The following is an 18,394-nucleotide window of genomic DNA, read 5'->3' on the forward strand; positions in this document are numbered from 1 at the left end:
ATACTATAAAGATAAATACTATTTTTTATTGTGACAACTGCTCTAAATTAATGAGAAACTAAGTGAAAATCTAAATGTTTACGCTCTAAATCAGTATTTTTAACTCTTACAACAACTTTATCTCCTAATTGAATAACATTGTTCGATGACTGTCCTACAATAGCATACTGTTTCTCATCAAAAGTATAATAATCATCTTTTATATCTCTGATTCTAACCATTCCTTCACATTTATTTGAAGTAATTTCTACATAAATTCCCCATTCAGTAACTCCTGAAATAACACCTTCAAACTCTTCATCTTGATGATCTTTCATGTATTTTATTTGCATATATTTTATGCTAGAACGCTCTGCTTTTGCAGCTAATTCTTCCATTTGTGAGGAGTGCTTACATTTTACTTCGTATTCATCTGATTTAGGAGAAGTTCCGCCGTCTAAATAATGCTGTAATAAACGGTGTGTCATCACATCTGGATAACGACGAATTGGCGATGTAAAGTGCGAATAATAATCAAAAGCTAAACCATAATGACCAATATTTTGAGTCGTATAAGCTGCTTTACTCATAGAACGAATTGCTAAAGTTTCTACCATATTGGCTTCTCCTTTACCTTGAACATCAGCTAATAATTTATTTAACGATTGTGATGTTTTTTCTTTTGTTTCAGTATCTATTTTGTACCCAAACTTGTTGATAATGTTCTGTAAAGAAGCTAATTTATCAATATTTGGTTCATCGTGTGTACGATATATAAAAGTGCTTTTTGTTTCTTTTCCTTTAGAAAAACCAATAAATTCGGCTACTTTTCTATTGGCTAATAACATAAATTCTTCAATTAATTTATTAGCATCTTTCGATTCTTTAAAGAAAACTCCCACAGGATTTGCAGCTTCATCTAAATCAAACTTTACTTCTACTCTATCAAATGAAATTGCGCCTGCTTTCATACGTTTTTTACGTAATTTTTTGGCTAATTCATCTAGTTTTAAAGTAGCTTCAACTATTTCTGATGCTACTTGATAACTTTCATCAGTAATTGAAATATCTACAGGCATTTCGTAGACTTCAATATTTTCTGATAATTTACAGTTCTCAATAATTGATTGCGCTTCTTCATAAGCAAAACGTTGATCAGAATAAGTTACCGTTCTACCAAACCATTTATTTACAATTTCTGTTTTTTCATTCATTTCAAAAACTGCCGAAAAAGTTAATTTTTCTTCATGCGGACGTAATGAACAAACCCCGTTACTTAACATTTCTGGTAACATTGGTACTACTCTATCAACTAAATAAACCGATGTTGCTCTTTCATAAGCTTCATCATCTAAAATAGTTTTTGGTTGTAAATAATGCGAAACATCGGCAATATGAACTCCTATTTCATAATTTCCATTTTCTAATTTTGTAAATGATAATGCATCATCAAAATCTTTGGCATCTTTTGGGTCAATGGTAAAGGTTAAATCTTTACGCATATCTCTTCTTTTTGAAATTTCGTTTTCAGTAATTTCAATAGGTAAATTTTCGGCTTCTTTTTCTACTTCTTCAGGAAATTCGTAAGGCAAACCATATTCTAATAAAATAGAATGTATTTCAGTTTCATGTTCGCCAGGTTTACCTAAAACTTGAGTAATTTTTCCAAACGGGTTTTTAGAATTTTCTGGCCAATCGGTCATTTGTACAACTACTTTTTCTCCGTCTTGTGCTCCGTTTAATTTATTTTGAGAGATAAATAAATCTACAGGCATTTTTTGATTATCAGGAATTACAAAGCCAAAAGTTTTATTCATTTGTAAAATACCTACAAATTCTGTTTTTTTACGTTCAATTATTTCAACAACTTCAGCTTCTAATTTAGAAGATCTTCTTTTATTGTAAACAAAAACTTTTACGGTATCTTGATGTAATCCTTTTCCTAAATTTATTGCTGGAATAAAAATATCATTTTCAAAATCATCAGACATAAAATATGCATTTCCTGTTGATGTTAAATCTAATGTACCGATATGATATTTACGGTCATTATTTATTTGATATTTACCTCTATCAAGTTCTTTAATTTTTTTTGTTTCGTGTAGTTCTACTAATTTTTTAAGTACTTGGCTTTTTCCGTCAGAATCAGAAATATCCATTTTACTTGCAATCTGTTTGTAATTATATGTTTTTGAAGTGTCTTCTTTTAATATTTTAAAAATCTTTAAAGTTAAGTCTTTAATTACTTTTCCCTTTTTTTTATATATTTTTTTCTTTCTAGTCATTAATCTTTCGTCTTATTGTTAATTATCACCAATTTACAAATAAATTAACGGTATTTATTATTAAATAACTGTTATCAATTTATTCTTAATTAGGTGAAATTTTATTATTGATGATATATTCTTTTTTTTAATAACCAATCTTCTTTAGACAAATAAAAATAATTTGAAAATTGAAAAGAAGTTGAGTAATTAATCTACAAAAAATATCGAATTTTTTATTTTTTTACAACTATTCATAATTGCTAAATGAAATTTATAGAATTCATTTAATAAAGTTGTAAAATATAATTTCTGTTAATGGAGAAGGAATATTACGTTATATAGTTAACAGAATTATACTGCAAATATATATAAAAACAATTTATATAATTATTGTCCTTTTTTATAATTGATTCTATTTATTTATTGATAAAATAAATTCTTAATTTCTATTAAGTTTTAGGTTATTAACATTTACTATATTATATAAATCTTTTCTTTAAATTTTAAAAATAAATATGATTGTTATTATAGTGTGTTAATAGCTACAATAAATAAAAGGTATAATTTTTGTTTATATGACTTATTAAAAATAATTAACATTTCATTAGATATTCATTTATTTGATTATTAGGCTTTTATAGTACTTGTTAACAATACTTATTAACAGTTATTAACTGTTAATTCTTAATATCTAATGAGACCTATATTGTTAATAAGAGGTTAATTTTATGTTGATAAATGTTTATTATAAAATCATAAAAAAAGTTGCATATTTAATACCTATTCGAGTATTGTAAAAAATAATTTAATAACCAAAAAAAGTTTTAAAAAGATACTAGTATTTGTTAACATTTAATGAATATTGTTAATTAATTGATTTTTAACACTTTATTAAGAATCGTTAAAAAAGCATTGTTAATTACTGTTGATAACCCTGAATAACTGTATTTTTGTAACAGACAACTAAATTAAAATCAACAAATTATGACAATTGCCATCGGAAACGACCATGCAGGTACCGAGTATAAATTTGAAATTATTAAACTTTTAGAAGAATTAGGACATAAAGTAATTAATTTTGGAACAAATGATAATAGTAGTATGGATTATCCAGATGCTATACATCCAACAGCAGAAGCAGTAGAAACTGAACAAGCTGAAATGGGAATTATTTTATGTGGAAGCGGTAATGGTGCGCAAATGACAGCTAATAAACATCAAGGTGTACGTGCTGCTTTATGTTGGAATAATGAATTAGTAGCATTAACTCGTCAGCATAATAATGCAAATATTTTAACTATTCCTGCTCGTTTTGTATCATTACAACAAGCTTTAGGTTTTGTAACTATATTTTTAAATACAGAATTTGAAGGCGGAAGACATGCCGATAGAGTTAATAAAATTGCTTGTGGTTGTTAATAATAATTTACAATCCTTATAAATTGAATTATTTTTAAATGATTTTTTTAATAAAAAAATTTACAGAATTAACTACTTCAGAACTATATGAAATACTTCAATTACGTTCTGAAGTTTTTGTTGTAGAACAAAATTGTGTTTATCAAGATATTGACGGAAAAGACCAAAAAGCATTGCATGTTTTAGGTATAAAAAATCAGAAAATTATAGCTTATACACGTTTATTTAATAGTGGTGAATATTTTGATACTCCAAGTATTGGTAGAGTTATTGTAAAAAATAGTGAACGTACATATGGTTACGGGCATCATTTAATAAAAGTTTCTATACAAGCTATTTTTGATTATTACAATAAAAATAATATTACTATTTCTGCTCAAAAATATTTGATAAAATTTTATGAATCTCACGGATTCTTTAAAGTTGGAAAAGGTTATTTAGAAGACGGAATTCCACATGTTAAAATGAAAAAAGAGTAAAATATAAATACTTTTTCTCTGCTATTTTAGATAAGATATTATTAAAAATAGCAGAAAAATTTAATTAAAACTCTTGATGATATTCTATTAAATTATTAATAGGTTTTTCTATAATATTTGTAATTTCAATATTGTTTTTACTTGCTACATCTTGTAGCATATCTTTAAAATAAAAAGCTATAGAACCTATAAAATAAACGGGTGTTTTTTTATTCTTATTGTATGCTAAAACATGAAAATTAAAGAATTTTTTAAAACCTTTTTTTACTAATTTTTTTATGTAAGGAGTATCTTTATACAGGTACATAAATTTAGCAAATGAGGCTAAATATCTATTCGGATTATCATTTTTATAAAGATTTTGCTTTACAAAATCAGGATTTAAATTAAAATTTTCTTCAAAAGCTATAGCCATTTTATTAGGCATTTTCTTGTAAAAAAAATCTCTTAGTAATTTTTTACCAAAATAATTACCACTAGCTTCATCCATAACTGAATAACCAAGAGCAGGAGATATATATTCTATTGATTTTCCATTAAAATAACAGCTATTAGAACCTGTACCTAATATACAAACTATCGATTTTTTGTGTTTTGCCGAAGCGTAAACAGCTCCTAAAATATCTTCATCAACATCAACATTAATTGTTGCTGAAAAAAAATCGACTAAAATATTTTTTAAAATTTCTTTAGGTGTTTTTGTACCACAACCTGCACCATAAAAGTAAATATTTTTTATAGCATTTTGATGCTTTTTTAATTCATTACAGTTTTCTATTCTAGCAAGTAATTCTTCAGATGTAACTACATTTGGATTTAAACCTAATGTTTGTGTTCTAAAAACTTCTTTTTTATTATTATCTAAAGCAACCCAATCTACTTTTGTAGATCCTCCATCAGCAATCAATATCATTATTTGATTTTTTTAGTATTTACACCTGTGTATTTTACACGGGTAATTTTTTAAAAATAAGTATAAAAACAAGAAGTCAAAAATAAAATATAAAAAAATGGTATTAGACAGGTAGCCTAATAGTTTTATTATAGAACTATTAAGTTATTTTTTAGAGTATAAAATGACTAATAATTAATCCTTTTTTTTAGTCATTTTATATAATAAATAGCCAAATCCAACAATAAAGTGTAGTAGTATAATACCTGCTATTATATAAATAAAAGTGTTTGAATTATCATTCATAATATCAATTATATTTTACAATAAATATACTAAAAATTCACATAATTTTATTTATTGAGTTCTTCAATTAAACTTGTAGTGTGTATTGTATTTTTTTTAATGACACTGATGTAGTAATCGTAATTTAATGCAACTTAGTTGCGTTTTAAAGAAAAATGTTTAAATTTGCCTTCTGATTATCATAGATAATTAGAAATTTACACTGTTTTTATTTTAAATAAAAAAAGAAGAAGTGTTTCTTTTGAGCTGATTTTATACCATATAAAATAATAATCAAAAGGATATTTTTTATAATAATGCAATTATAATTTATATTATTAATAATGTTGATAGCTCAAAATATATCTAAGAATTATAACGATATTCAAGCAATTAAAAATTTATCTTTTAGTATTGCACCAGGAGAAATTTTTTGTTTACTAGGACAAAATGGAGCAGGAAAAACAACTACAATTACTATTTTTTTAGGGTTACTAAAACCTAGTTCAGGAAAAGCTTCAATAAATAATATTTCGGTAACTAATAGTAAATTGATACGGAAACAAATTGCATATATACCAGAAACCGTACAATTATATTCTGATTTTACAGCATTAGAAAATTTAGATTTTTTTAGTAGATTGGCTGGTTTTCGTTATGCAAAAGAAGAATTAAAAGCCTTTTTACAACAAGTAAATCTACAAGAGGAAGCATATTTAAAAAAATTAATTACATACTCAAAAGGAATGCGTCAAAAAGTAAGTATCGCAATAGCCTTAGCCAAAAAAGCTTCTTATATTTTAATGGATGAACCTACTTCTGGTTTAGACCCAAAAGCATCTTTAGAGTTTGCAAAAACATGCAAACAACTAGCCACAAATGGAGTAGGAATATTGATGGCTACGCATGATATTTTTAATGCCGTTAGTATAGGTTCTAGAATAGGAATTATGAAAGAAGGACAAATAGTTTATACAACGGAAACAGCAAAAATTAGTGCACAAGAATTACAAGATTTATACATCAAAACTATTTAATTTAATTAATAATGCAATTTAAAAATAACTTTCAAAAAATTATATTTTCAATTATTCTATTGACAATACAATTAGGTTTTTCTCAATCTAAAATAACGGGTAAGGTTTTAGATAAAAATAAAAAAGCCATTCAAAATGCTAATATTATTGTTTCAAACGATAAGTATAAAATGGGAGCAGTATCTGATAAAGATGGTGCTTTTAGTGTTACTCTAAAAGAAACAGGAGAATATAATTTACTAATAACATTTATGGGGTATGAATCATACCAAAATAATGTAAATGTTACAGCTATTAAAAATATCGGAACTATAACTTTACAAGAATCTGTCGAGTTTTTACAATCTGTTGAAGTTTTAGGAAGAAAACGAAAAGATTATAATAGTGATTATTCTTTTTCAGCGACTAAAATAGCCATTAAAAATAAAGAACTTCCACAAGCAGTTGCAACGGTTACTAAAGAGCTTATTACTGATCGTCAAGCATTTCAATTGGTAGATGCCGTTAAAACAGTAAGTAGTGTTTCTGCTACAGGACTTTATAATCATTTTAATATTAGAGGAATTACACAAGCAGATGATGGACAGGTCGTAAATGGAATGCGTACCCGTCAATATTATTTTTTACAACCAATAACCTCGCATTTAGAGCGTGTAGAAGTTATTAAAGGACCTAGTTCAGTAACTTTTTCAAGTGCAGACCCTGGTGGAACAGTAAATATGGTAACAAAAAAACCATTAAAAGAAAAGCGTAGTGAAGTTTCTATATCAGCAGGAAGTTTTGGAACGTTAAGAACTACAGCTGATTTTACAGGACCTTTAAATGATGAAAAAACGTTATTGTATCGTTTTAATGCTGCTTATCAAGATGCGAATTCTTTTAGAGATATTGTAAATAACAATGCACTTTTAATAGCACCTTCTTTTAGTTATATTCCTAATGAAACTACGGCACTTAATGTAGAGATGATTTATAATAATGCGGATGGAAACTTAGATAGAGGACAACCAATTTTTGATGCTGTTGATAATAACTATAACCCAAATAGTACGCCAATTACTTTAAGTCCAAGTGCAGCTAATGACTTTTATAAAACTAAAGAGCTAACTTTTATGGCAAGTTTCAACAAAAAATTTACTAAAACTATTGGTTTTAATGCTAAATATATGAAACAAACTTGGGATGAAGATTTAAAAGAACATAGAGCAGATGCTTTTCGTGGTGCTTATGATGCTACAGGTGTTGTAATTCCTGATGTTGTTGCAATGCGATATGCTGAGAGACAACAAAATTGGGATACAGATAATTTTAGTACTTACTTTAATTTTGATATTAAAACTGGAAATATTAGTAATAAAGTTTTAGTAGGATATGATGCAACACGTTGGGAAAGAGTTGCTGTTGCTACTAATTCATCAAGAGATTATTTGTTAAACGATGGAACAACAGGAAGATTTAAACCAGGTAAAAGTGACCCTAATGATTTTCAACAAATCGACGGATTATTAGTTCCTGCTGTACCTCATTTAGATTTAAAGAACCCTTTTAACGGTATTAGAAATACAAGTAATTATGTAATTTCTCAATCAGAAAAACCAGCTAATTTAACTACTTCTGATGGTATTTATATTCAAAATCAATTTAAAACAGGAAAATTCTCACTTTTATTTAATTTAAGATATGAGTGGTTTACAGATATTTTTGATTACAAAGGAAGTAACGAGAAAAAATATACAACTACTGCACTTGTACCAAGATTAGGTTTAACATATGAAGTTACAGATAATATTAGTGCATATGCAACATATTTAGAAGGTTTTCAACCACATACCAATACCGTTTCTTTATCACCAACAGCAGAAGGGTTTTTCTGGCAGTCTTCTCCAGGTAAATTTGACCCTTTAGAGAGTAGTTTAAAGGAGTTTGGAGCAAAAGGATTGTTTTTTAATGGAAGATTAAGTACTAATGTGGCTTTATATGAAATCACTCAGAAAAATTTATTGATGGGAGATTATTGGGATATTGAAAATTTAGAATTAAGAGGAGAGCAAAAAAGTAAAGGAGTTGAAGCAGATTTATCAGGCTATGTGTCAGATAATTTTCAGGTAACACTATCATATGCTTATAATGACGCTAAAATTGTAAAAGATAATGATGCTAGTTTAATAGGACAACCAATTGGAGGAGCTCCAAAGCATAATGCAAATTTTTGGGGAAAGTATGATTTTACGAGTAAAACTTTAAAAGGAATTGGACTTGGATTTGGAGCTCAGTATTCTGATGAAAAATATACTTGGTATAGAGGAAGAGTTTTATTACCTGAGTATACTGTTTTTGATGCAGCTTTATATTACAAACCAGTAAATACAAATATGCAATTAACATTAAAAGTAAATAATTTATTAGATAAAAAACATTGGTTAGGAGGTCTTAGCCCTGCTAGGTTAGCACCAGGAACTCCTAGAAATGTTTTATTAAATGCTACGTATAAATTTTAAGAAACATGAAAAAGGATGTTGTTATTTTAATAACAAAACAGTTCTTCAAAAAGGCCTTTAGTACTAAAGGCCTTTTTACTTTATTGCTGTTATTTTTAACTATTTTAATATACGTAACAGTAAATGGTTATAAGGCATTTGAAAAGCAACAACATACAGCCTTACATCATCAAGAAAAATCAAGAGATAGTTGGGAAAGTAACCCCGATAAACACCCGCATAGAATGGCTCATTTTGGGTCGTTTATATTTCGCTTACAACACCCTTTAACTATTTTTGACTCTGGTATAGAAAGTTATACGGGTAATGCTATTTTTTTAGAAGCACATAAACAAAATACAGCTAATTTTTCTAAAGCAAGTATGTCTACTGGTTTGGTTCGTTTTGGAGATTTAAATATAGCTATTCTATTACAACTATTTTTGCCTCTAATTATTTTCTTTTTAGGATATAATACTATGGTTTCTGAAAAAGAAAACGGAACACTTAAAATTGTTTACATACAAGGAGCTAGTATAAAAGAAATTATTTTCGGAAAATTATTCGGGTTGTTTCTTGTTTCTAGTTTGTTTTTTTTACCAGCTTTTTTATCATTATGGAGTATTACTTTTTTTAAGAATACAACACTTCATAATCATCTTATTATTAGGTGCATTTTTATAACTATAAGCTACTTTATTTTTTATTTTATATTATGTGGAATAACCGTATCAGTATCAGCAAAAAGTAAAAATACAACCAAAGCATTGCTAATTTTATTAAGTATTTGGTTATTGTTTTTTATTGTAATACCTAAAGTAACACAAAGTATTGGTAGTACATTGCATCCTAATATTTCTAAAGTAAAGTTTAGAGCAATTGTAAAAGAAAAAACTGCAAAAAAAGGAGATAGTCATAATCCTAAAGACCCTACATTTAAAAATATTCAGGATTCTATTTTAAAAGCAAATAAAGTTACAAGTATAAAAGAACTTCCTTTTAATTATAAAGGTTTTTTAATGCGTAGAGGTGAAAAACAATCAGCTGTAATTTATCAGCAAGAGTATCAAAAATTAATAGATAGTTATAAAAAACAAAATACGATAACTCATTACGCTACTCTGATAAATCCATTTTTGGCAATCAAAAATATATCGATGTGTTTTTCTAGTACTGATTTTAATACTTATGTTGATTTTTTAGCACAAGTAGAAAAACACAGGTATAACCAATCGCAATTTATGAATAATTTACAAATGAAATTTATAAGTAATACAGCTAAAGGAAGTGAAGGAAAGGTACATGTGGTTAAAAAAGAGCATTGGAAATTAGCTCCTAAATTTAAATATCATTTTATATCAATATCTAAAATTATAAAAATTACTTTATTAAGTATTATATCATTATTATTTTGGTTTCTGGCAACCTTATTTTTGATTAACAAACTTTCTCATCATATTAAAATTATTTAAAAATGTATATTCCGCTAATAAAAAAGTTTTTACAATCAAAAACTGTATGGCTTGTTTTTACAATATTAATGTTATTAGGTATAGCAAGTATTCAGGTAGGAAAACAATTTTTATTGCAAAAACAAAATTCTGTAAATCAAGCAATCACAGAGCAAGAAAAAGAGATAAGGAAACAAACAAATCTTCATCAGAAAGATTTAGGATTGTTATTATATTACTTGAAATTTTCATTTATAAAGAAACATAATCCTTTAGCAGGATTAGCAATAGGACAAAGTGATTTAAATCCTCATATTCAAAATATAGGAATTTTAAATTTAGAAGGGCAGAAATATGATACCGATTTGGTAAATCCGATGTGCTTACAAGTAGGAAATTTAGATTTAAGTTTTGTAATTATTTTTCTATTACCTTTAGTTATTATAGCCTTAAATTTTAATGTTTTATCCGAAGAAATAGAAAATGGAACTTGGAAATTAATTCGTATTCAGGCTAATTCTGCGTTTATATTTTTACTACAAAAAATATCTATTAAACTGTTTTTTGTAAGTAGTATTTTAGGCTTCTTGTTTTTAATAGCTAAATATAGTTTACAAATACCTTTAGATATAAATTTTATTTATTTTATAATTTTAAGCTATTTGTATCTATTATTTTGGTTTGTGGTATGTTTTTTTGTTATTTCATTTAAAAAATCAACCAATAGTAATGCTATTATTCTATTAGTTACTTGGTTGTTTTTAGTTGTTTTTTTACCTGTAGTTATAAATAATCATATTACAAATAAATATCCTTTAGATAAGGCTTTTGCAATGACAATAAAGCAAAGAGATGGTTATCATAAAAAATGGGATACCGATAAAAAAGAGACTTTAGAAGCTTTTTATAAACATTATCCACAGTTTGCTTCTTATGGAATAAAAGAAAAAGGATTTTCGTGGTTATGGTATTATGCTATGCAACAAATGGGAGATGATACTTCTAAATTAGAACAAGAAGCCATGTATGCAACAATAACAAAACGAGTGTTATTAACTGCTAAAATGACAGCGTTTTTTCCTGTTGTACAAGTACAATTATCTATGAATGAATTAGCAAATACAAGTTTAAAACATCAAATAGAATTTTTACATGCTACTACAGGTTTTCATGAAAATTTAAGATTACAGTTTTATCCTAAAATATTTAATAATGAAAATGCAAATTCTATTGAATGGAATACTTTAAAATCTGTTTTTTTTATATCAAAATTAAATACAACTTCCTTTAAAAATAGTGTTGTTACATTAATTTTTATTGGTGTATTTTTTCTTTTAGGAAGTATTATATTTTTTAAAATTAATTGATTAACATATCGTTTATTTATAATAAAATATTGACTTCTTTAACTTCACCAGATTTCATATCATTTAAATGAATATCACCAATACGAATTCTAATTAAACGTAATGTAGGAAAACCAACAGCGGCTGTCATTTTACGGACTTGCCTAAATTTTCCTTCTGAAATAACAATACTAACCCAGCTTGTAGGTCCATGACGTTCATCTCTTATTTTTTGAGATCTGTTAGGAAAATTAGGAGTATCTATTATAGATGCTTTTCCTGGTAGTGTGATGTATTTTTTACCATCGAAACCAATTTCAACACCTTTTTTTAATTTTTCAATAGCATCATTAGTTATAAGTCCATCAACTTGAACATAGTATTCTTTTTCTACTTTTTTACTGCGAACCTCTGCGCTTACTTTTCCATCAGTAGTTAAAAATAAAAGTCCTTCGGATGAAAAATCTAAACGTCCGATTGCCATTGTTTTTTCAGGGAAATCAAACAATTCGCCTAACATTTTTTTCTTTCTTTTAGTTTCATTTGTAATGAATTGAGAAAGATAACCATAAGGTTTATGAATAATAAAATGACGGTGTTCCATATTAAATATATAAGGTACTTATTATTACAGAAAATAAGTCTTTACCTGTACTTATTCTGCTATTTTTTATTGAATTTTCGGTGTTTTTTTCTAAAGGATATTGCGTTATCGGTTCGATACAAACCATATTTTTAACGGGAGTCCACAACATAAAATTATCAAAATTTTTGGTGCTAATTTTTATACTACTCCCCTCTTTTTTTATCAAATTAATTTCATTTGTATTTAAAACTTTATAAGCTGCCGAACCTACATTTAAAATTTCCGATAAGCTAATTTCTTTATTTTTTGTTTTTATAATTTCATCAGCAAAACCAGACAATTTAAAACTTGGGTGATAGCCTAACATATAAGGCATTTTTTTATCACTAATAATTTCAAAATCTATTTTTATAGCTGATTTTTCAAGCGAAATAATTTTTCTGAAAATAAAATCATATGTCCAAAATAAATTTTCTTGTGTTGATTTTTTAGGAAATTTACTGTTTTTTATAAGCGTATTTTTCTTGTATTTTTTTTCAAAAACGGCAGAAGTTTTATCACTAGAAATAAGTTGATAATTAAGCTCTCTTAATAAACCATGTTGGTCTTGTTTAGCAACTCCGTTAGGTGTATCAACAGAAAAATCATTTAATTTTGTAGGTCCAATAATCGGAAACATTTCTATATCAGAAGCATTCCAACCAGGTGAATCTTTTGAATGCATTAGTTCTTCATTATTAACGATAAAACTAATTAACTCACCTTTACATATAGTTGCCGAACTATAGCAGTTTTTTAAAAGAATAGTAGCACTCATTTTTATTGAAATTAAGAAAAACAATATTACAAAATGTAGTATAAAAAAGATGGTAAATTAAAAGTAGTTTTTCATAACTTAGCAACTCTTTTTATAATAAAAATAGCAAGATTTATGGCAGCAGATAAAGAAAATAAAAATAAAGATAAAGAAAAAGAAGCAAAATTAAAAGCACTTCAATTGACCTTAGACAAGTTAGATAAAACTTATGGAAAAGGATCGGTAATGAAATTAGGTGATACTAAGGTAGAGGAAATGGAAGTAATTTCATCAGGTTCTTTAGGATTAGATTTAGCTTTAGGCGTTGGTGGATATCCTCGTGGAAGAGTTATTGAAATTTATGGACCAGAATCATCAGGTAAAACGACCTTAACATTACATGCAATTGCTGAAGCTCAAAAAGCTGGAGGTATTGCAGCTTTTATTGATGCAGAACACGCTTTTGACCGTTTTTATGCTGAAAGTTTAGGTATTGATACTGATAATTTAATTATTTCTCAGCCAGACCACGGTGAGCAAGCATTAGAAATTGCTGATAATTTAATTCGTTCTGGTGCGGTAGATATTGTAGTAGTAGATTCTGTTGCTGCATTAACTCCAAAATCGGAAATTGAAGGTGAAATGGGAGATTCTAAAATGGGATTACACGCCCGTTTAATGTCTCAAGCATTACGTAAATTAACAGGTACAATTAGTAAAACAAAATGTACGGTTATTTTTATTAACCAATTACGTGAAAAAATTGGTGTAATGTTCGGAAATCCTGAAACAACAACAGGTGGTAATGCATTAAAATTTTATGCTTCTGTTCGTTTAGATATTCGTCGTAGAACACAAATTAAAGATGGCGATAAAGTTATCGGAAACAGTACGAAAGTTAAAATTGTAAAAAATAAAGTAGCTCCACCATTTCAGATTGCAGAATTTGATATTATGTATGGTAAAGGAATTTCAAAAGTTGGTGAAATTTTAGATATTGGTGTTGAATACGGAATTATCAAAAAAAGTGGTTCATGGTTTAGCTATGGTGAAACTAAATTAGGGCAAGGTAGAGATGCTGTAAAAGGTTTGATTAAAGATAATCCTGAATTAGCAGAAGAATTAGAAGCTAAAATAAAGGAGGCTATTGAAAATCAAGAATAACTTTTTTTTAATATTTAAAATAAAAACCTGTTGTAATATTTTACAACAGGTTTTTATTTTTAGAAGCAATTTCCCGCTTTCCGCACTCGCTTTTTTTGTTTGAAAAAAACAAAAAAGAGCTCAAACAAATGCTTCAATCGGGGCTAAAAATTTGAACACTAATTAAACACCAGTACTACCAAAACCACCAGTACCACGTTCAGTTTCATTTAAAACAGTAACTTCTTGCCAGTTTACACGTTCGTGTTTTGCTATTACTAATTGTGCTATTCGTTCACCATCATTTATAACAAAGTTATCATTCGATAAGTTAACTAAAATAACCCCAATTTCACCACGATAATCAGCATCAACAGTTCCAGGAGCATTTAACACAGTTACTCCATTTTTAGCAGCTAATCCGCTTCTTGGGCGTACTTGTGCTTCAAAACCAACAGGTAATGCTATAAATAATCCTGTTTTTATAATAGCTCTTTCTAAAGGTTTTAAGGTAATAGCTTCTGTAATATTAGCTCTTAAATCCATTCCTGCAGCACCTTGAGTTTCATATGCAGGTGTTTGATGTTTCGATTTATTTATTATTTGTACGTTCATTCTATTCATTTTTTCAATTTTCAAATATAATACCCTTAAGGTTTAGATAGTAGAATATAGTTTTATTAATTTTGTACAACAAACAAACTACGAATATGAATAATCAAAGTAAAATAGCAGTTTTAGGTGGAGGAAGTTGGGCTACTGCCATTGTAAAAATGTTATCTGAAAACCTTCAAACTATTGGTTGGTATATGCGAAGTATATATGCTATTGAACATATAAAACATAATAAACATAACCCTAATTATTTGAGTTCAGCTGAATTACATCCTGAACAATTAGATTTGTCTGATGATATTAATTACATTATTCAAAATTATGATATATTAATTTTTGCCATTCCATCAGCTTTTTTAAATATAGAACTTCAAAAATTAACAGCTTCATTAAGTGATAAAATTATTTTTTCTGCAATAAAAGGAATAGTACCTGAAACAGGATTAATTGTTGGTGAACATTTTCATCAAAAGTTTAATATTCCTTATCAAAATATAGGAGTAATTACAGGACCTTGCCATGCCGAAGAAGTAGCAATGGAGCGTTTATCTTACTTAACTTTAGCTTGTCAAGATGAAGAAAAAGCCATAAATTTAAGTCAATTTATTGCTGGTCGTTATATTAAAACTAAAATATCAGATGATATTATTGGTACAGAATATGCGGCTATGTTAAAAAATATTTATGCTATAGCAGCTGGTATTGCACATGGTTTAGGGTACGGAGATAATTTTCAGGCTGTATTAATGAGTAATGGTATTCGTGAAATGAAACGTTTTATTAAAAAAGTACATAAAATGAAACGTAACATTAATGATTCGGCTTATTTAGGTGATTTATTAGTTACAGGATATTCTGTTTTTAGTAGAAATAGAATGTTTGGAAACATGATTGGTAAAGGGTACACGGTAAAATCGGCACAAATGGAAATGAGTATGGTTGCCGAAGGATATTATGCTACTAAAAGTGCTTATGAAATTAATCAAAAAATAGGTGCTAAAACTCCTATTATTGAAGCAGTATACAATATTTTATATGATAAAAAAGAAGCGAAGGATGAATTTTTGAAGTTAACAAATAGATTAGATTAGTTGTTTGCATTTAATAAAATAATCCTTCTTAATAAAAAGAAGAAAATTCATCAGTCGCTTCTGTAATTTAGTTGTGTTTTTGTTTTCGCAAAAATAATTGCAAATACAAAAATAATTCAAAAATTTGAGTCATGACTATTTTGTCTTAAATCTAAACAATTTAAAAGTTTTAGAAAAATTCTACTGTTAGTTGTATTTTAATTATATTTGTTTAAAATTAAACAATCATGAAAACAATTCAAGAAGCTGTTGAAATAACGATAAGAAAAACACCTTTTATTGAAGAGGCTTTAAATGAAAAATTAATAAATGTATCTTCTTTAGCAAGAGTTGTATTACCTGAAGTATCTAAATTATTAAAAAAAGATATAAAGGTAGGAGCAGTTATGATGGCTATTAATAGGTTATCGCCAGCGAATGAATTAAGAGTTCGTAAAAATATTAAAAAACTAGCGCTTGATTTAGGCGATGTAATTGTGCGTTCAGACTTGTGTGATTTTACCTTTAAAAACACCACTTCTTTATTAAGAGAAATTGCTAAAATATTAAGTAAATCGGCAGATAGTAATGATTATTTCTTAACAGTTTCTCAAGGAATTTTTGAAACAAATATTGTAACTAGTAAAAACTTACAACCTTTTGTAGAAGAAATATTTAAGAAAGAAACATTAATTCATAATGTAAATGATTTAGCTTCAATAACTATAAAACTTCCTAAAGGTAACCTTGAACAATCAGGTATATATTATTTTATTTTAAAGCAATTTGCTTGGGCAAATATAGCTGTACAAGAAATAATATCAACAACTAATGAAATGACCATTGTTGTAAAAGAAGAAGATGTGAATGAAACTTTTTCAATTTTAATGGATTTAAAATTGAATTAACGTTACAAAATGGAAAAAAAAGATCCGTATGCTTCGTTAAGAATTAAAGAATTTAATATATTTCTTTTAGTTCGTTTTGCTTTGGTATTTGGTTGGTCTATGCAATTTATCATTATAGAATGGCAGGTATATAGTATTACTAAAAGCCCTTTATCATTAGGTATTATTGGTTTAATGGAAGTAATTCCTGCGGTATCGATGGCATTATTTGCAGGTCATATTGTTGATCAGAAAGAAAAAAGAAATTTACTAGCACTTTGTATCGGTGTTTTTTCATTGATTAGTTTAGGCTTGTTTTTTTTAACACTTCCTAGTTTTATTGAAGGTTGGCAATCAAATACTGTTTTATATGCTATTTATGCTTTGGTGTTTTTTGGGGGATTATTGCGTTCTTTTTTTGGACCTACAATATTTTCATTAATCGCTTTAATAGTTCCTAAAAAATTATATCCAAATGCTGCCACATGGAGTAGTTCTACTTGGCAAATGGCTTCCGTTTTAGGACCTGCTTTTGCAGGGTTTACAATTTCATGGTTAGGAGTTCATTGGTCGCTTTGTATTGTTTTTGGATTGGTTTTATTTTCATTTTTGATGGTCTTTTTTATCGATAAAAAACCCATTTTAAATCCGAAGATAGGCGAGCCAATTATGAAAAGTTTACAAGAAGGAATCACTTTTGTATTTAAAACAAAAGCCATTTTAGGCGCGATTACTTTAGATATGATTTCTGTGTTATTTGGAGGAGCGATCGCTTTATTACCGATTTATGCACAAGATATTTTAAAAGTAGGACCAGAAGGATTTGGAGCTTTACGAGCTGCACCAGCAATAGGAGCTTTTTTAACAATGTTAATAACGGCTTATATTCCGATTAGTAAAAATGCAGGAATGAAATTATTAGCTGCAATTTTTGGTTTTGGTATCTGTATTATTGTATTCGGATTATCATCTGTTTTTTGGATATCAATTGTAGCTTTATTTTTTAGTGGAGTTACCGATGGTGTTTCAATGGTTATCCGTCAAACTATTTTACAACTAAAAACACCCGATCATATGCGTGGTAGAGTAGCTTCGGTAAACTCGATGTTTGTAGGCTCTTCGAATGAATTAGGAGCTTTTGAAAGTGGTGTTACCGCAAAATTAATGGGAACGGTTACGGCAGTTGTTTTTGGAGGAACGATGACTTTAATAACTGTAATTACTACTGGAATAATAAATCCAACATTACGAAAATTAGACTTAACAAAAGATTTAGAAGCACATGAAAAAATCGAGTAATACTATAAAAAAAACAGTTTAATCTAATTTATTTTTTCTTCAGATTTTAAATAAAGGCCTTAACGGGCTTTTTTTGTGTTTTTAAAAGTAACTAAATAATTTTTTTAAATTTATTTCTAAAATATTTTTTAGTGTATTTTTTTTAAAAAAAAATGAATACCTATCCTGTTTTTTTGATAGAAATTTTATCCTTAAAATATTAAAGATAAGTTAACTAATATAGGGTTAACCCTATTTTTAGTTAGGGGTATTGGGTATTGTAGCTGTGAATAATATCACTTAATATTGCTAAATCATTAATGCTTATATGTAATTAATATATTGAATTTCATTTATTTATGATGTTTTAAATTAAAATTTTTTAAA

General features: G+C 27.3%; 15 protein-coding genes. 10 read left to right on the forward strand and 5 right to left on the reverse strand.

Annotated elements, in window-relative coordinates; all coding sequences use genetic code 11:
- Positions 1 to 47: 47 nt before the first annotated feature.
- Positions 48 to 2,264: a ribonuclease R gene (gene rnr / locus AB0T67_RS07685; protein WP_369219822.1), complete on the reverse strand. Its 2,217-nt coding sequence runs from the start codon at positions 2,262 to 2,264 to the stop codon at positions 48 to 50.
- A gap of 966 nt (positions 2,265 to 3,230) precedes the next feature.
- Between rnr and rpiB the strand changes: the two genes are divergently transcribed.
- Together rpiB and AB0T67_RS07695 are read left to right on the forward strand one after the other, a co-directional pair.
- The gene (gene rpiB, locus AB0T67_RS07690; RefSeq protein WP_271231058.1) at positions 3,231 to 3,665 is read left to right on the forward strand and encodes a ribose 5-phosphate isomerase B; all 435 of its coding nucleotides are present in this window, start codon (positions 3,231 to 3,233) and stop codon (positions 3,663 to 3,665) included.
- Positions 3,666 to 3,703: 38 nt separating this feature from the next.
- Complete coding sequence (locus AB0T67_RS07695; RefSeq protein WP_369219823.1) at positions 3,704 to 4,144, forward strand: GNAT family N-acetyltransferase; 441 nt, start codon at positions 3,704 to 3,706, stop codon at positions 4,142 to 4,144.
- A gap of 64 nt (positions 4,145 to 4,208) precedes the next feature.
- Here AB0T67_RS07695 and AB0T67_RS07700 read toward each other — a convergent pair whose 3' ends face one another.
- Positions 4,209 to 5,057, reverse strand: coding sequence for an N-acetylglucosamine kinase (locus AB0T67_RS07700; RefSeq protein WP_369219824.1), 849 nt, complete (start codon positions 5,055 to 5,057; stop codon positions 4,209 to 4,211).
- A gap of 608 nt (positions 5,058 to 5,665) precedes the next feature.
- Between AB0T67_RS07700 and AB0T67_RS07705 the strand changes: the two genes are divergently transcribed.
- The 4 genes from AB0T67_RS07705 to AB0T67_RS07720 are packed head-to-tail and all read left to right on the forward strand — an operon-like array spanning position 5,666 to position 11,653.
- Positions 5,666 to 6,358 carry an ABC transporter ATP-binding protein gene (locus tag AB0T67_RS07705; protein WP_369219825.1) on the forward strand — a complete coding sequence of 231 codons (693 nt, stop codon included), beginning with the start codon at positions 5,666 to 5,668 and terminating at the stop codon, positions 6,356 to 6,358.
- Positions 6,359 to 6,417: 59 nt separating this feature from the next.
- A complete protein-coding gene (locus AB0T67_RS07710; protein ID WP_369219826.1) occupies positions 6,418 to 8,856 on the forward strand; it encodes a TonB-dependent siderophore receptor in 2,439 nt (812 codons plus the stop codon).
- Positions 8,857 to 8,861: 5 nt separating this feature from the next.
- Positions 8,862 to 10,307, forward strand: coding sequence for a DUF3526 domain-containing protein (locus AB0T67_RS07715; RefSeq protein ID WP_369219827.1), 1,446 nt, complete (start codon positions 8,862 to 8,864; stop codon positions 10,305 to 10,307).
- A gap of 2 nt (positions 10,308 to 10,309) precedes the next feature.
- Positions 10,310 to 11,653 (forward strand): DUF3526 domain-containing protein, encoded by a 1,344-nt coding sequence (locus AB0T67_RS07720; RefSeq protein ID WP_369219828.1) that lies wholly within the window; start codon positions 10,310 to 10,312, stop codon positions 11,651 to 11,653.
- A gap of 16 nt (positions 11,654 to 11,669) precedes the next feature.
- On the opposite strand, the gene AB0T67_RS07725 is transcribed toward AB0T67_RS07720, so the two are convergent.
- On the reverse strand, positions 11,670 to 12,236 hold the full coding sequence (locus tag AB0T67_RS07725; protein WP_369219829.1) for a pseudouridine synthase: 567 nt from the start codon (positions 12,234 to 12,236) through the stop codon (positions 11,670 to 11,672).
- 1 nt (position 12,237) lies between these two features.
- Complete coding sequence (locus AB0T67_RS07730; RefSeq protein ID WP_369219830.1) at positions 12,238 to 13,035, reverse strand: aldose epimerase family protein; 798 nt, start codon at positions 13,033 to 13,035, stop codon at positions 12,238 to 12,240.
- Between the two features lie 114 nt (positions 13,036 to 13,149).
- Between AB0T67_RS07730 and recA the strand changes: the two genes are divergently transcribed.
- Entirely contained in the window at positions 13,150 to 14,178 is a 1,029-nt protein-coding gene (gene recA / locus AB0T67_RS07735) for a recombinase RecA (protein WP_271231054.1), read from the forward strand.
- Positions 14,179 to 14,340: 162 nt separating this feature from the next.
- Here the strand turns inward: recA and dut are convergent, their stop codons facing one another.
- Complete coding sequence (gene dut, locus AB0T67_RS07740) at positions 14,341 to 14,772, reverse strand: dUTP diphosphatase (RefSeq protein ID WP_271231053.1); 432 nt, start codon at positions 14,770 to 14,772, stop codon at positions 14,341 to 14,343.
- 95 nt (positions 14,773 to 14,867) lie between these two features.
- On the opposite strand from dut, the gene AB0T67_RS07745 reads away from it, so the two are divergent.
- The 3 genes from AB0T67_RS07745 to AB0T67_RS07755 all read left to right on the forward strand — a co-directional run bounded on the left by AB0T67_RS07745 (position 14,868) and on the right by AB0T67_RS07755 (position 18,028).
- A complete protein-coding gene (locus AB0T67_RS07745; protein ID WP_369219831.1) occupies positions 14,868 to 15,863 on the forward strand; it encodes an NAD(P)H-dependent glycerol-3-phosphate dehydrogenase in 996 nt (331 codons plus the stop codon).
- A gap of 227 nt (positions 15,864 to 16,090) precedes the next feature.
- On the forward strand, positions 16,091 to 16,750 hold the full coding sequence (locus tag AB0T67_RS07750) for a hypothetical protein (protein WP_271231051.1): 660 nt from the start codon (positions 16,091 to 16,093) through the stop codon (positions 16,748 to 16,750).
- A gap of 9 nt (positions 16,751 to 16,759) precedes the next feature.
- Positions 16,760 to 18,028 (forward strand): MFS transporter, encoded by a 1,269-nt coding sequence (locus tag AB0T67_RS07755; RefSeq protein WP_369219832.1) that lies wholly within the window; start codon positions 16,760 to 16,762, stop codon positions 18,026 to 18,028.
- Positions 18,029 to 18,394: the final 366 nt, after the last annotated feature.

Source organism: Tenacibaculum salmonis (assembly GCF_041053065.1).
GTDB lineage: Bacteria > Bacteroidota > Bacteroidia > Flavobacteriales > Flavobacteriaceae > Polaribacter > Polaribacter pacificus_A.